At 54.1% G+C, this 15,511-nt stretch carries 12 protein-coding genes, 1 tRNA gene and 1 other RNA gene; 5 read left to right on the top strand and 9 right to left on the bottom strand.

The genetic code is table 11. The features are described from left to right. Positions 1 to 57: 57 nt before the first annotated feature. Positions 58 to 672, bottom strand: coding sequence for a thymidine kinase (tdk, locus tag A3466_RS21365; protein ID WP_063452325.1), 615 nt, complete (start codon positions 670 to 672; stop codon positions 58 to 60). A gap of 550 nt (positions 673 to 1,222) precedes the next feature. On the opposite strand from tdk, the gene hns reads away from it, so the two are divergent. After that, positions 1,223 to 1,636 carry a histone-like nucleoid-structuring protein H-NS gene (gene hns / locus A3466_RS21360; protein WP_003856724.1) on the top strand — a complete coding sequence of 138 codons (414 nt, stop codon included), beginning with the start codon at positions 1,223 to 1,225 and terminating at the stop codon, positions 1,634 to 1,636. A 202-nt stretch (positions 1,637 to 1,838) separates the two neighbouring features. On the opposite strand, the gene galU is transcribed toward hns, so the two are convergent. From galU to rssA, 3 genes are all read right to left on the bottom strand, one after another. After that, complete coding sequence (galU, locus tag A3466_RS21355; protein ID WP_063452245.1) at positions 1,839 to 2,744, bottom strand: UTP--glucose-1-phosphate uridylyltransferase GalU; 906 nt, start codon at positions 2,742 to 2,744, stop codon at positions 1,839 to 1,841. Between the two features lie 199 nt (positions 2,745 to 2,943). Continuing rightward, the gene (gene rssB, locus A3466_RS21350) at positions 2,944 to 3,957 is read right to left on the bottom strand and encodes a two-component system response regulator RssB (RefSeq protein ID WP_063452244.1); all 1,014 of its coding nucleotides are present in this window, start codon (positions 3,955 to 3,957) and stop codon (positions 2,944 to 2,946) included. Positions 3,958 to 4,047: 90 nt separating this feature from the next. Continuing rightward, on the bottom strand, positions 4,048 to 4,950 hold the full coding sequence (gene rssA / locus A3466_RS21345) for a patatin-like phospholipase RssA (protein WP_063452243.1): 903 nt from the start codon (positions 4,948 to 4,950) through the stop codon (positions 4,048 to 4,050). Between the two features lie 113 nt (positions 4,951 to 5,063). Here rssA and A3466_RS21340 point away from each other — a divergent pair, with 113 nt between their 5' ends. The 4 genes from A3466_RS21340 (at position 5,064) to A3466_RS21325 (ending at position 6,831) form a co-directional block, all read left to right on the top strand. After that, positions 5,064 to 5,528: a YchJ family protein gene (locus A3466_RS21340; protein ID WP_063452242.1), complete on the top strand. Its 465-nt coding sequence runs from the start codon at positions 5,064 to 5,066 to the stop codon at positions 5,526 to 5,528. Positions 5,529 to 5,569: 41 nt separating this feature from the next. After that, positions 5,570 to 6,412 (top strand): formyltetrahydrofolate deformylase, encoded by an 843-nt coding sequence (purU, locus tag A3466_RS21335; RefSeq protein WP_063452241.1) that lies wholly within the window; start codon positions 5,570 to 5,572, stop codon positions 6,410 to 6,412. Between the two features lie 157 nt (positions 6,413 to 6,569). Next, positions 6,570 to 6,654, top strand: a tRNA-Tyr gene (locus tag A3466_RS21330). Between the two features lie 46 nt (positions 6,655 to 6,700). Then, a non-coding RNA gene (locus tag A3466_RS21325) (RtT sRNA) lies at positions 6,701 to 6,831 on the top strand. A gap of 239 nt (positions 6,832 to 7,070) precedes the next feature. Here the strand turns inward: A3466_RS21325 and narI are convergent. The 5 genes from narI to A3466_RS21300 form a co-directional block, all read right to left on the bottom strand. Further along, positions 7,071 to 7,748, bottom strand: a complete 678-nt coding sequence (gene narI / locus A3466_RS21320; RefSeq protein ID WP_063452240.1) for a respiratory nitrate reductase subunit gamma — start codon at positions 7,746 to 7,748, stop codon at positions 7,071 to 7,073. After that, positions 7,748 to 8,458, bottom strand: a complete 711-nt coding sequence (gene narJ / locus A3466_RS21315) for a nitrate reductase molybdenum cofactor assembly chaperone (RefSeq protein ID WP_063452239.1) — start codon at positions 8,456 to 8,458, stop codon at positions 7,748 to 7,750. Before narJ ends, narI begins: the two co-directional genes overlap by 1 nt. Continuing rightward, complete coding sequence (gene narH / locus A3466_RS21310) at positions 8,455 to 9,990, bottom strand: nitrate reductase subunit beta (RefSeq protein WP_063452238.1); 1,536 nt, start codon at positions 9,988 to 9,990, stop codon at positions 8,455 to 8,457. The genes narJ and narH overlap by 4 nt, the downstream gene beginning before the upstream one ends. After that, complete coding sequence (locus A3466_RS21305) at positions 9,987 to 13,730, bottom strand: nitrate reductase subunit alpha (protein ID WP_063452237.1); 3,744 nt, start codon at positions 13,728 to 13,730, stop codon at positions 9,987 to 9,989. The genes narH and A3466_RS21305 overlap by 4 nt, the downstream gene beginning before the upstream one ends. A 380-nt stretch (positions 13,731 to 14,110) precedes the next feature. Then, a complete protein-coding gene (locus tag A3466_RS21300) occupies positions 14,111 to 15,508 on the bottom strand; it encodes a NarK family nitrate/nitrite MFS transporter (protein ID WP_063452236.1) in 1,398 nt (465 codons plus the stop codon). Between the last annotated feature and the right edge of the window lie 3 nt (positions 15,509 to 15,511).

Genomic DNA, 15,511 nt, shown 5'->3' with positions numbered 1-15,511 from the left:
AAAAAAACCCGCCGATGGCGGGTTTTTTTATATCTGAAAAAGAGTAAAAAATTCTTGTTACTTTCGACTGTCGCCCTGTAACGCCGTCAGCGAGCCTACAACCAGCGCCTCTTTATAATGCTTGCGGCAGACCGAGACATAGCGTTCATTGCCCCCTATCACCACCTGCTCGCCATCAGCATAAGGTTTACCGGACTGGTCAAGACGAAGAACCATGCTCGCCTTACGGCCACAAAAGCAGATCGTTTTTAGCTCTACCAGTTTATCCGACCAGGCAAGTAAATATTGGCTGCCGGCAAATAGCTCACCGCGAAAATCGGTGCGTAAACCATAGCAAAGAACGGGAATATCCAGCTCATCCACGACCTCAGAAAGCGCATGGACCTGCTCACGGGTCAGGAACTGGCTTTCGTCTACCAGGACGCAATGGACAGGCTTAGAGGCGTGCTCAGCACGAATGTCCTCAAGCAGGTCCGTTTCAGGGTTAAACAGCCTTGCAGGCGACGAGAGGCCTATTCTGGAGCTTACCTTCCCCGCCCCGAAGCGATCGTCAATTTCGGCGGTATAAACAACGGTACGCATCCCCCGCTCCTGATAATTGTATGAGGATTGCAGTAACGCCGTCGATTTCCCTGCATTCATTGCCGAATAGTAGAAATAAAGTTGTGCCATTGGCCAAAGAACCCTAATCAATGTGTAATATTCCCGATGAATCATTGTACCATATTTTGTACCGTCATCAGCCGTGGGCTGCGCGCGCAAGGCTCTTCTGCACCAATAAACCCTTTGTGGGTAGCGCAAAATAATGCGTTAAAACAGGTAGTAAAGGCATTAATCACGGACAATAAGGCGAGCCCGGAACCAGAGATAACACTTCTTTTTATAGTGGCTTCTCCGTTCATTAAAATTCACTATTTATTAACTATTCTGGCCTTCGCTACGCTTAGCGGGGGTAATACAAAAGGCTGATATTTATCAGCCGCAACTATAATTCCTGAGGTAAAAGTCACAAAACAAACATGCAAATGACAAGCTTTTGCCGTTTGAAACGATATCTCACAGACCCAGCTAACAATGAAATTTAAGTTAGCGTAATTAATAATAGCGTCGTTAATTTTGTATTTTTTGAATTCCTTACATTCCCACCTATTGCACAAGTGAAATTAACGCTCTATTATTAGGACAACAAACCCACCCCCATTATAAGTTTGAGATTACTACAATGAGCGAAGCACTTAAAATTCTGAACAACATCCGTACTCTTCGTGCGCAGGCAAGAGAATGTACCCTTGAGACGCTTGAAGAAATGCTCGAAAAATTAGAAGTTGTCGTTAACGAACGTCGTGAAGAAGAAAGCGCAGCTGCGGCTGAAATCGAAGAACGTACACGTAAACTGCAACAGTATCGCGAAATGCTGATTGCCGATGGTATCGATCCAAACGAATTGCTGAACAGCATGGCTGCGGCTAAAACCGGCACCAAAGCAAAACGTGCAGCACGTCCAGCTAAATATAGCTACATCGATGAGAACGGCGAAGAGAAAACCTGGACTGGCCAGGGTCGTACTCCTGCTGTAATCAAGAAAGCCATGGACGAACAAGGTAAACAACTGGATGACTTCCTGATCAAGGATTAATCTGGAAAGATTCTGAAAAATCCCGCCTGGTGCGGGATTTTTTATGCCCATAATATTTGCCCGAACATCTCCTTACATTCTGTCATATTGCGAGATTCACTATTTAACGTCCTTGACAATCCGCAGTCATTTACCAGGCGACAGGCATAAAAAAACCGGTGGGCATCGCCACACCGGTCTTGTTCGGTAGCCTGTGGGTTTATTACTTAATACCCATGCTGCCTTTGAGCCAGGCTTTAAATTCTTCACCCAGGCTGTTATGGCGAATACCATATTCCACGAACGCCTGCATATAACCGAGTTTATTCCCGCAGTCATGGCTCTTACCTTTCATATGGTAGGCTTCTACGGTCTCTTTCTCGATCAGCATATCGATAGCATCCGTCAGCTGGATCTCATCGCCCGCACCTGGAGGCGTTTTCGCCAGCAGCGCCCAGATTTCAGCGCTCAGTACGTAACGACCCACGACAGCAAGGTTAGACGGCGCGACGTCAGCTTTAGGCTTTTCAACAACGCCAACCATCGGTACGCTTTCGCCAGGCTTCAGAGCAACGCCTTTGCAGTCAACCACACCGTAAGCGGTCACGTCGTCAACGGGCTCAACCATAATCTGGCTGCTGCCGGTTTCATCAAAGCGTTTAATCATCTCTGCCAGGTTTTCCTGGGAAAGATCGGACTCGTACTCATCAAGAATCACGTCCGGCAGAATAACCGCGACCGGCTCATCACCCACTACCGGGTGTGCACACAATACCGCGTGCCCCAGACCTTTCGCCAGGCCCTGACGAACCTGCATAATGGTAACGTGCGGAGGGCAAATAGACTGCACTTCCTCCAGCAGCTGGCGCTTAACGCGTTTTTCCAGCATCGCTTCAAGTTCGAAACTGGTATCAAAATGGTTTTCGATAGAGTTTTTAGATGAATGCGTAACCAGCACAATTTCGGTGATGCCTGCTGCAATACATTCATTCACGACATACTGGATTAATGGCTTATCAACCAGAGGCAGCATCTCTTTTGGGATTGCCTTCGTTGCTGGCAACATCCTGGTACCCAATCCCGCCACCGGGATAACGGCCTTTCTGACTTTCGAATTTAGGGCAGCCATTGAAATTCTCCTGAACTGTTCAAGTTTTGAACTTTTATGCATTGAATAACGCGTTGAGTATACAGTCTCAGCCACTAATACGGGTCTGAAAAGAACGCGTTGCCGATCAATTAAGACAAATACGCATGAAACTTGCCGCGATAGTAGCACCGCCAGCAAAAACACAGGTAAAGCAATCTGAAAAATAAAATCTGACTGCTTACTCTGTGGACAACATTAAGCGTAACCGCCCCCCTGTCCCCCAAATTTGGCACTGCCATGAGGTGCAGCGGTGGCTAATTTGATTAAGATAAGTATTACCCAGCGTGCCCAACGGCACGCCGTTACTCACCTGAATATGGTGTTCTCCGGTATTCAGTGTGGCATTTAAACCCGCAGACACCAGAATAAGGTTATTTAACCCGCTGTGATAATAGCCAACCAGAAGCGGGAACTGCCCCGGTAAATTGGCCTGGCGAAAAAGTTGGTTCACCTGTTTTAGCAAACTGCCTAACTCAGGAAGCCGTTGTCCCTGATGGGATAATTGTTCCTGTAGCAATCCATTAAAGAGCGCGCGCAGTAATAAGGCCGCCAAAACGCCGTTATCTCCCGCTCGGGTAACATCCAGGCAATAAAAGGCGAGGTCAGCATCCGATAACGGCGCAATATCCAGCACCAGTCCAGGCTGGTCAGCCGCTACCAACTGGCGATAATTTACTCTGCAATGAGAAATATTTTGCTGCACCGGAGGCTGAAGTTCCTGAAGCAGCTTCGCCGCCGCGAGCGGATTACTGACTAAGGCATCCCAGTCCTGAAAAAGACGCTCCTCTTCTTCAACGCGGGAATTAAACATATTGGGATACAGGCAGGCCAATACCGTTTCACGCAGCCGGTTTAAATCTTTGACCGGTTTGAGCAGGATATCCTGCACCCCCAAACGCAATGCCCTGGCAATATCAGCCATATTTTCGGTGGCCGAGATCACGAGTATCGGTGTCTGGTAACCTTCATTACGCAGGTTTTCCACCAGCATTAAGCCGTTCATCCGCGGCATCTCGAGATCGCAGATCATCAGGTCAGGCGCAATGCTGGCCATCTTTTCCAGCGCCTCGACGCCATCTTCGGCAAGGGACGTGGTTGCACCCAGCGAGGATAACCACGAATCCAGTAGCGATCGGAAAACGGGCTCGTCTTCAACTATCAAAATGTGTTTTCCGGCCAATGGCTGTGTCATGGTTCCTCCCCTGGCTGACAGTTACTCAATAGTGGCATGCTATTAGTACTATCGCCTGTCAGATTTTGCTGAAGTAATCAAAAAAAGTGCTTAACGTGCTGTACGCACAAAAGGCAACAGTTCATCTATTTTCTTTTCGACGGCTAACGAGCCCGCTGCTATGGCGGCCTCAGCCCGGTGGAAATCAAGTGTAGAGATTTGCGGACAATAGGGTTGAATAAGAATATCCGGAGGATCGCCCGCCATACGGTTTCGCTTCAGGCGATTCTCGAGAATTTGTATCGAAGTCGTCATGATTTCAACGGCGTTCGGTGCGGTCACCGCACGACGCGCAGTCAGGCGCCCTATTCTGCCGCGTAAACGCGCATGCCATGCAAGTTTCTCTTCTTCGGCATCATTGCTGTGAAGATTAACCGACATCAAATCCTGCTGCATAAGGTGAGCGTCGTGTTGTAAATCTACGGCGATGACGATATCCGCCCCCATGGCCCGCGTCAGTGAGATAGGGACAGGATTCACTACGCCACCGTCAACGAGCCAGTAGCCGTTATGAGGCACAGGCGCCATTAACCCAGGTATACTACAGGAGGCACGTACGGCGAGATGGATATCCCCTTCGGTGAGCCATAACTCCCTGCCCGTACTGAGGTTGGTTGCAACGGCACCAAAAGGCATTTGGCAGTGACTGAAGTCAGCGAGAGGCATTATCTTACGAAACTGATTGAACACGCGTTCGCCGCGCAGCAGGCCACCCCGCTGCCAGGAGAGATCCATCAGGCGCAGCACATCCCAGTAACTGAAGGAGCGCACCCAGCTTTCAAGCTCCGGGAGCTTACCGCAGGCGTACGCGGATCCGACCAGCGACCCTATCGAACACCCTGCAACAATATCAACGTCAATTCCCATCTGCTTTAAAGCATTGATAACGCCAATATGCGACCAGCCCCGGGCGGCACCTGAGCCCAACGCCAGTCCAATTTTTACCTTTCTCATTAGCCCTGTTTTACTACCCCTGGATTCCCGACATAGCGTCAACGTAACTGCTCAGTTAACATATTGCTACCTTAAGCGTTTAACGCCTTATTTTTTGTTCCAGGAAAAGAATTGTGTCTCAACTCTGCCCCTGTGGTAGCGCTCTGGAGTATAGCCTATGTTGCCAGCGATATCTTTCTGGCGAGCAGGTTGCACCAGACCCGTCACACCTTATGCGCTCACGGTATACTGCTTTTGTGATCAAAAACGCAGACTACCTGATTAAAACCTGGCATCCGTCCTGCCATGCGGCCGATTTTCGACAAGAGATTGAAGCCGGATTTGCCAACACCGTCTGGCTGGGCCTCACCGTCTTTGATGCCGCTCCCGGCCGCGATGCCAATGAAGGCTATGTCAGTTTTGTCGCCCGCTTTAGCGAACAAAACAGACCTGGCGCCATCATTGAACGCTCCCGGTTCTTAAAGGACAGCGGGCAATGGTATTATATTGACGGCACACGTCCGCAGCTCGGTCGTAACGATCCCTGCCCCTGTGGTTCAGGAAAAAAATTTAAAAAGTGTTGCGGCAGTAATGCCTGACAACTCAGACTTCGCAAATACACAAACAGGATTTCCCGGCGATGCAATCACTACAACGTAAAGTTCTGCGCACAATCTGTCCCGATCAAAAAGGGCTGATCGCACGAATCACCAACATTTGCTACAAGCATGAACTGAATATCGTGCAGAACAACGAGTTTGTTGACCACCGTACCGGTCGCTTCTTTATGCGTACCGAGCTGGAAGGCATTTTCAACGACACCACCCTGCTTGCCGATCTGGACAGCGCCCTGCCGGAAGGCTCGGTGCGCGAACTGAACCCGGCGGGTCGTCGCCGCATCGTGATTCTGGTCACCAAAGAGGCGCACTGCCTGGGCGATCTGCTGATGAAAGCCAACTACGGTGGCCTGGACGTCGAAATTGCTGCCGTCATCGGCAACCATGAAACGCTGCGTACTCTGGTTGAGCGCTTCGACATTCCGTTCGAGCTGGTCAGCCATGAAGGCCATACCCGTGAAGAACATGATAACCTTATGGCGCAAGCCATCGAGGCGCATAACCCGGACTACGTTGTGCTGGCAAAATACATGCGCGTCCTGACGCCGTCCTTCGTGGCACGCTTCCCGAATAAAATCATCAACATTCACCATTCGTTCCTGCCAGCTTTCATTGGCGCGCGTCCATATCACCAGGCTTACGAGCGTGGGGTGAAGATCATTGGTGCGACCGCCCACTATGTGAATGATAATCTGGACGAAGGTCCAATCATCATGCAGGACGTGATTCACGTAGATCACACCTACACGGCAGAAGATATGATGCGAGCAGGCCGTGACGTTGAGAAGAACGTGCTGAGCCGTGCGCTGTATCAGGTTCTTGCCCAACGCGTCTTCGTGTACGGCAACAGAACGATTATTCTTTAATCCTTTGTAAAATGAATTGATTAGCTTTGCGCCTTTACGGATAAAAAGCAGGCAAACAGCGTCATTTCCCTAAAGGAATGCTTTACAGGGGCGTCTCATTTGATATGATGCGCCCCGCTTCCAACAGGAAGCAGGCCAGTAAAAAGCATTACCCCGTGGTGGGGTTCCCGAGCGGCCAAAGGGAGCAGACTGTAAATCTGCCGTCATCGACTTCGAAGGTTCGAATCCTTCCCCCACCACCATCACTTTTTAGATCCTTCAGCACTCTCCATAAGCACAGTGCGCCATGTTTCTCCAGTGCGGGGAAGGATGAGAAGCTTCGACCAAGGTTCGATTCGAGCGTAGCGAGAAAGCGTTGCCGCAGGCAACGACCCGAAGGGCGAGGCGCAACGCGCCGAGTAATCCTTCCCCCACCACCATCACTTCCAGATCCTTCAGCACTCTCCAAAAGCACAATGCGCCATGTATACCGATGCCGGGATTAATCCTTTCCTGCCTGTTTTCCCCGGTGGCGCTTCGCTTACCGGGGCTACAACTATATTTGTAGGCCGGGTAAGGCGCAGCCGCCACCCGGCATCCGACCGCGACATCCGCGCTAAACCCAGGCACCAGGCAAAAAAAAACCCCGCAAAAGCGGGGTTCTTTCAAAACAACGGAATCAGCGACGAGCACGCACTACCTGATATTTGCGCGTCAGGTACTCCACCGGCGCGCTCCAGATATGCACCAGACGGGAGAACGGGAACAGCACAAACAGCGTCATACCCAGCACCAGGTGAACGCGGAAGATAAACGCCACGCCGTCCAGATGCTCAGATGCACCGCCGTGGAAGGTCACGACGGACTGCGCCCACCCCACCAGCTTCATCATTTCACTGCCGTCCATATGTTGCGCAGAGAATGGAATAGTCAGCAGCCCCAGCGCGCATTGCACCATCAGCAGGGAGAGGATCAGGATGTCCGCGCCTGTGGTGGTAGCCCGCACGCGTGGGCTGAACAGACGACGTTTCAGCAGCAGCAGGCCACCCACCAGGGTCATCACGCCGCAGGCACCGCCGGCGATCATCGCCATCTTCTGCTTCACTTCAATCGGCAGCCACGCTTCGTACATCCAGTGCGGCGTCAGCATTCCCAGGAAGTGACCGGCGAAAATCCCCAAAATCCCGATGTGGAACAGGTTTGACGCCAGGTTCATCCCCTTACGATCCAGCATCTGGCTGGAGGCAGCACGCCAGGTGTACTGGCCATAGTCATAACGCAGCCAGCTTCCCACCAGGAACACGGTGCCCGCTATATACGGGTAAATGTCAAAGAAGAACATATTCAGGAAGTGCATTAGTGCTGTCCTCCGTTAGAGATATTCAAATATTGCGGAGCCACCGCTCCGGCAAAACGACGCTGATGCGCAGAGATTTCAGACTCGCCACAGTTCTGGTCAGCAAAGAATTTCACCTGCTCTTCTTCCCAGACGGCGTCCAGCGCTTGTGGGGTATCGTCGCGAGCTTCATCCGCGATTTTCTCCGCCACTTTTTCGCTGTCGACCGAGGCGTTCGCCAGCTTCACCAGCAGCTCGAACAGTACGGCATAGCGGCTCTCACGCTGCTGTAGACGCGCGCCGAGCAGCGCCAGAATGGGAGCGATGTCCTGCAAACCACCCAGGGCCTCTTCTTTCGGCAGCTGCGCCAGATACTCCAGGTACAGCGGCAGGTGATCCGGCAGCTCGCGGCTGTCGAGTTGCAGGCCGTGCTGTTCGTACTGGGCCATCAGATCCACCATCGCCTGACCACGGTCGCGGGATTCACCGTGAACGTGTTCAAACAGCAGCAGAGACGTCGCACGACCACGGTCAAACAGCTGGCTGTAGTCCGCCTGCGCATCGAGAAGATCGCGCGCCAGCAGGTCGCGGAGGAAAACGCCCAGCTTCTGGGCATCCTCTTTATCCAGGTTTTCAGATGACGCGAGTGCATCAAAGAGTTCCTGTTGATGCTGCGCAAGCGCAGCGTCAGGGTACTCGAGCAGGCGCGAAACAATGACGAGTTCGATCATTGGTGCGGCTCCGTTTTGCTGGTCACATCCATCGCGTCGATGCGGCGGCTGTTGAACAGGTTGAATTTACTGTCTGACCCGTGGCAACCGTCGCCAAAGGTAAAGCCACACCCGCTTTTCTCCGGGAAGGCCTCGCGAGCCAGCTCGCGGTGGCTGCTTGGCACCACGAAACGATCTTCGTAGTTAGCGATTGCCAGATAGCGGTACATCTCCTGCGCCTGCGCTTCGGTCAGGCCGACCTCTTCCAGCGCGCGGGTATCGTTAACGCCGTCAACGGTTTCCGCACGTTTGAAGTGACGCATCGCCAGCATACGTTTCAGCGCCAGCAGCACCGGCTGGGTATCTCCGGCGGTCAGCAGGTTTGCCAGGTACTGAACCGGGATACGCAGGCTTTCCACGTCCGGCAGAATACCGTTGCTGCCCAGCTCGCCCGCGTCCGCCGCAGACTGAATCGGCGACAGAGGCGGCACGTACCAGACCATCGGCAGCGTGCGGTATTCCGGGTGCAGCGGCAGGGCCAACTTCCAGTCCATCGCCATTTTGTACACCGGAGACTGCTGCGCGGCGTCAATCACGCTCTGCGGTACGCCGTCTTTCAGCGCCTGCTCAATCACCTTCGGATCGTTTGGATCGAGGAAGACATCCAGCTGACGCTGATAGAGATCTTTCTCGTTCTCGGTGCTTGCGGCATTTTCAATCGCGTCCGCGTCGTACAGCAGCACGCCGAGGTAGCGGATACGACCAACGCAGCTCTCGGAGCAGACGGTCGGCATACCGGCTTCGATGCGCGGATAGCAGAAGATGCACTTCTCTGACTTACCGCTCTTCCAGTTGAAGTAGATTTTTTTGTACGGGCAGCCGGTGATGCACATGCGCCAGCCGCGGCACTTGTCCTGGTCGATCAGCACGATGCCGTCTTCTTCACGCTTGTAGATGGCGCCGCTCGGGCAAGTCGCGACGCACGCCGGGTTCAGGCAGTGTTCGCACAGGCGCGGCAGATACATCATGAAGGTGTTTTCGAACTGGCCGTACATCGCCTTCTGCATATTCTCGAAGTTCTGGTCCTTCGCGCGTTTTTCGAACTCGCCGCCCAGAATTTCTTCCCAGTTTGGACCGCTGGTAATTTTGTCCATGCGCTTACCGGTGATCAGCGAGCGAGGACGGGCGATCGGCTGGTGTTTGCTTTCCGGCGCGTTGTGCAGGTTCTGATAGTCGTAATCAAACGGCTCGTAGTAATCGTCGATGCCCGGCAGATGCGGGTTAGCAAAGATTTTACCGAGCAGCATCGCACGGTTACCCATGCGCGGTTGCAGTTTGCCGTTGATTTTACGGATCCAGCCGCCCTTCCACTTCTCCTGGTTTTCCCAGTCGGTCGGGAAGCCGGTGCCCGGCTTGCTTTCCACGTTGTTAAACCAGGCGTACTCCATACCTTCACGGCTGGTCCAGACGTTTTTACAGGTGACCGAGCAGGTATGACAGCCGATGCATTTATCCAGATTCAGCACCATGCCGACTTGTGAACGAATTTTCATTTTACGCTCTCCTGTACCTGGTCATTACCTTCGCCGTCTAACCAGTTAATATTCTTCATCTTACGTACCACCACGAACTCATCGCGGTTCGATCCTACGGTGCCGTAGTAGTTAAAGCCGTAGGCCAGCTGGGCATAGCCACCGATCATATGGGTCGGCTTCGGCGTAATACGGGTCACGGAGTTATGAATACCGCCGCGCTGCTCGGTGATCTCTGAACCCGGCAGGTTAACGATACGTTCCTGCGCGTGATACATCATGGTCATCCCGGCCGGCACACGCTGGCTCACCACGGCTCGTGCCGTCAGGGCACCGTTACTGTTGAACACTTCGATCCAGTCGTTATCTTCGATACCCAGATCTTTGGCGTCCGCTTCGCTCATCCAGACAATCGGACCGCCGCGTGACAGCGTCAGCATCAGCAGGTTGTCGCTGTAGGTGGAGTGGATACCCCACTTCTGGTGCGGCGTCAGGAAGTTCAGCGCCTTCTCAGGGTTACCGTTCGATTTCGCGCCCATCACCGCTTTCACGGAGCGGGTGTCGATTGGCGGACGGTACACCAGCAGGCTCTCACCGAAGTCGCGCATCCACTGGTGGTCCTGATACAGAGACTGACGACCAGAAAGCGTGCGCCAAGGGATCAGCTCGTGAACGTTGGTATAGCCAGCGTTATAGGACACATGCTCATCTTCCAGACCTGACCAGGTCGGGCTGGAGATAATTTTTCGCGGCTGGGCCTGAATATCGCGGAAGCGAATTTTCTCTTCCTCTTTATTTTTCGCCAGATGCGTGTGGTCACGACCGGTAAATTCACTCAGGGCCGCCCACGCTTTCACCGCCACGTGGCCGTTGGTTTCCGGTGCCAGGGTCAGGATCATCTCCGCCGCATCAATTGCCGTGTTCAGCATTGGCTGGCCTTTGGCCGGGCCGTCTGCTTTGGTGTAATTGAGCTTGCGCAGCAGGTCCATTTCGCTCTGGGTATTCCAGGCGATGCCTTTGCCGCCGTTACCGATTTTTTCCATCAGCGGACCGATAGAGGTAAAGCGCTCGTAGGTTGCCGGGTAATCACGTTCAACCGGAATGATGTGCGGCGCGGTCACTCCCGGGATCAGGTCGCACTCGCCTTTTTTCCAGTCCTTCACGTCAAGCGGCTGCGCTAGTTCGGCAGCGGAGTCGTGCTGGATTGGCAGCGTCACCACGTCGGTCTCTTTGCCCAGGTGACCTACGCAGACTTCGGAGAATTTCTTCGCGATGTCTTTGTAGATATCCCAGTCGCTTTTCGATTCCCACGCCGGGTCAACGGCGGCAGACAGCGGATGAATAAACGGATGCATGTCCGAGGTATTCATGTCGTCTTTTTCGTACCAGGTGGCGGTTGGCAGCACGATATCGGAGTACAGGCAGGTGCTGGACAGACGGAAGTCCAGCGTCACCACCAGATCCAGCTTGCCGTCCAGACCGTTGTCTTTCCATTCCACTTCTTCTGGCTTCACGCCGCCCTGCTTGCCGAGGTCTTTGCCCTGAATACCGTTCTCGGTGCCCAGCAGGTATTTAAGCATGTACTCGTGGCCTTTACCGGACGAGCCCAGCAGGTTGGAGCGCCAGATGAACAGGTTGCGCGGATGGTTTTTACCATTTTCAGGCTGTTCTGCCGCGAAACGAATTGAGCCTTCCTTGAGCGATTTCACGGTGTAATCCACCGGCGACATGCCCGCCTGCTTCGCCTCTTGTGCAATGCGCAGCGGGTTAGTGCCCAGCTGCGGCGCCGACGGCAGCCAGCCCATGCGTTCAGCGCGCACGTTGAAATCAATCAGGTGGCCGCTGTAGCGGGATTTATCCGCCATCGGCGACAGCAGTTCCTGCGCGGTAACCGTCTCGTAGCGCCACTGGCTGGAGTGGTTATAGAAGTAGGAGGTGCTGTTCATGTGACGTGCCGGGCGCTGCCAGTCAAGGGCAAACGCCAGCGGCTGCCAGCCGGTCTGCGGACGCAGTTTTTCCTGGCCCACGTAGTGCGCCCAGCCGCCGCCGCTCTGACCGACGCAGCCACAGAAGATCAGCATGTTGATCAGGCCGCGATAGTTCATATCGAGGTGATACCAGTGGTTCAGACCGGCACCCACGATGATCATCGAACGACCGTGAGTTTTGTCGGCGTTTTCCGCAAATTCACGCGCGATACGGGTGATCTGCGCGCGCGGCACGCCGGTGATCTGCTCCGCCCAGGCCGGGGTATACGCCTTCACGTCGTCGTAGCTGGTTGCGCAGTTTTCGTCGTTCAGACCGCGCTCCAGGCCGTAGTTCGCCATGGTCAGGTCGTAGACCGTCGTGACCAGCGCGGTAGAGCCGTCCGCCAGTTGCAGGCGCTTAACCGGCAGTTTGTGCATCAGGACGTTTTGCAGCTCAACCTTGTTGAAGTGCTCGGAACCTTCACCACCAAAGTACGGGAAGCCGACATCGGCGATCTCGTCCTGGCTGCCCAGCATGCTGAGGCGCAGCTCCGTCTCTTCGCCGGTGGTGCCGTTACGCTGCTCCAGGTTCCATTTGCCTTTCTCGCCCCAGCGGAAGCCGATAGAACCGTTAGGTGCCACCAGCTCGCCGTTGCTGTTGCAGGCGACCGTTTTCCACTCTGGGTTGTTTTCCTGACCCAGCGCGTCCACCAGATCCGCAGCACGCAGCATACGGCCCGCCGCGTAGTAACCGTCGCGCTCTTCGAGCATCACCAGCATAGGCATGTCGGTGTAGCGACGGACGTAATCGGTGAAGTACTGGCTTGGCTTGTCGAGGTGGAACTCACGCAGCATGACGTGGCCCATCGCCAGCGCCATTGCGGCATCGGTGCCCTGTTTCGGAGCCAGCCACAGGTCGCACAGCTTAGCGATTTCCGCGTAGTCCGGCGTTACCGCGACGGTTTTCGTCCCTTTGTAGCGCACCTCGGTAAAGAAGTGCGCATCCGGGGTACGGGTCTGCGGCACATTAGAGCCCCAGGCAATGATGTAGCTGGAGTTGTACCAGTCGGCCGATTCCGGCACATCGGTCTGCTCACCCCAGGTCTGCGGTGACGCAGGCGGCAGGTCACAGTACCAGTCGTAGAAACTCAGGCAGGTCCCGCCGATAAGCGACAGGTAGCGCGCGCCGGAAGCGTAAGATACCATCGACATCGCCGGGATTGGCGAGAAGCCCGCCACGCGGTCAGGACCGTAAGTCTTCACGGTATAGACGTTGGAGGCGGCAATTAGCTCGTTCACCTCTTTCCAGGAAGAGCGAACGAAACCACCGCGACCGCGCGCCTGCTTGAAGCTTTTCGCTTTGTCGGCATCTTCAATGATAGAGGCCCACGCATCAACCGGATCGCTGTGCTGCACTTTCGCTTCACGCCACATTTTCATCAGGCGTTTACGCATCAGCGGATATTTCAGACGGTTGGCGCTATAGAGATACCAGGAGTAGCTGGCCCCACGCGGACAGCCGCGCGGTTCATGGTTCGGCATATCCGGACGGGTACGCGGATAGTCGGTCTGCTGCATTTCCCAGGTCACCAGACCGTTTTTAACGAAAATCTTCCAGCTACATGAGCCAGTGCAGTTTACGCCGTGGGTAGAACGGACAACTTTGTCATGCTGCCAGCGTTGACGGTAACCGTCTTCCCAGTCCCGGTTGGTATCCAGAACCTGGCCGTGCCCATCGGCAAAAGTTTCACCCTTCTGTTTGAAGTAGCGAAACCGGTCCAAAAATTTGCTCATCGGGTATCTCCTGTGTGGAGCCTGTGGCTCTCTAAATCGACATTGCTGATTTGCAGCGAAGGTAACGCTATGAAAGATGGTGAGAATTGATAACGATCAAGGCGAAGGGGGTCTGTCATGGGGGGTATTAGATCAAATACCACCAAAGCGGTAGCTGTTATTATTTCTTATATTCATGATTTATATGATTATTTTTTATTTATCGTACAAAAGGCGGAGTAAAATTTAACATCTTAGGTATTAAGGGGTAGAAACGCCTGTGAAGCGATGATGATCACAGTGTTGCCAGCGAGTAAAGGGGAATAAACCTTTAGTATGTTGTAACTAAGGAAGCATGAAAAAAAGCGCGGCACTGAGGCCGCGCAAACGGATAATCAAGCTTACTTGTTTTTCTTGGTATTACGGCCGTATACCAGCCACGTGATGGCCACGCAGGCGATATAGAAGACGAGGAAGACTTTCATCGCACCTGCCGGAGAGCCGGTCAGATCCAGTGAGATACCGAACGCTTTTGGAATAAAGAAGCCACCAATCGCGCCAATTGCAGAGATAAATCCAAGTGCCGCAGCGGTATCGGTAGCGGCTTCACGCATCGCCTGCTCGTCGCTCCCACCCTGCGCCTTCACGCGGTCCATGGTCAGCTTGCGGAAGATGACAGAGATCATCTGGAAGGTAGACGCACTGCCCAGCCCGGCCGTCAGGAACAGCACCATGAAGACACCGAAGAAGGCAAAGAAGTTACCGCCCTGACCATCAACAGGCAGCGTCAGGAACAGCAGCGCGCAGAAGATAGCCATCACAACAAAGTTCACCAGCGTAACGCGGGTCCCGCCCAGGCGGTCGGAGATCATCCCGCCCAGCGAACGTGCCAGCGCGCCAATAAACGGACCGAAGAAGGCAAACTGAAGGATCTGCACGTCCGGGAACTGGGTTTTCGACAGCATCGCAAAGCCTGCGGAGAAGCCGATGAACGAGCCGAAGGTTGCCAGATACAGCAGCGCCATCACCCACAGGTGGCCGCGTTTCAGCACCGGCAGCTGCTCGCTCAGGGAAGCTTTGGACGCCGACAGATCGTTCATGAAGAACCACGCCGCCAGGGTGAAGACCACCAGGAACGGTACCCAGATCCAGGCTGCGTTTTGCAGGAACAGCATTGAACCGTCAGGCTGCGTCACGCCACCGCCACCAAAGGCGGCAAAGATGGAGACGGAGATCGCCAGCGGCGCAAGCAGTTGCATCACGCTCACGCCCATGTTACCCAGACCGCCGTTAATGCCCAGCGCACCGCCCTGCTTCGCTTTCGGGAAGAAGAAGCTGATGTTCGCCATGCTGGACGCAAAGTTCGCACCCGCAAAACCGCACAGCAGAGAGATAATCACGAACACGCTAAACGGCGTGGAGGTATCCTGCACCGCAAAACCGAGCCACACGCACGGAACGATCATGATCCCGGTACTGAAAGCCGTCCAGCGACGACCGCCGAAGACAGGCACCATAAATGCGTAAGGCACGCGCAGCAGCGCACCTGAAAGCGACGGCAACGCGGTCAGCATAAACAGCTGATCGGTGGTAAAGGTAAAGCCCACTTTAGGCAGGTTAACCGCAACCGCACTGAACAACATCCAGACGCAAAACGCCAGTAACAGACATGGAACGGAAATCCACAGATTACGACTTGCTACACGGTGGCCGCGCTGTTGCCAGAACGCCGGATCCTCTGGACGCCAGTCTGTAATTACGGCACCAGTTTCCCTTTCGGGAGCGGAAGAGTGACTCATAGA

The sequence above is a fragment of the Enterobacter genomosp. S genome (genome assembly GCF_001631805.1).
GTDB classification, from domain to species: domain Bacteria; phylum Pseudomonadota; class Gammaproteobacteria; order Enterobacterales; family Enterobacteriaceae; genus Enterobacter; species Enterobacter quasihormaechei.
The sequence above is the reverse complement of the archived record's forward strand: the minus strand, read 5'-3'. Positions and strand labels throughout refer to the sequence as shown.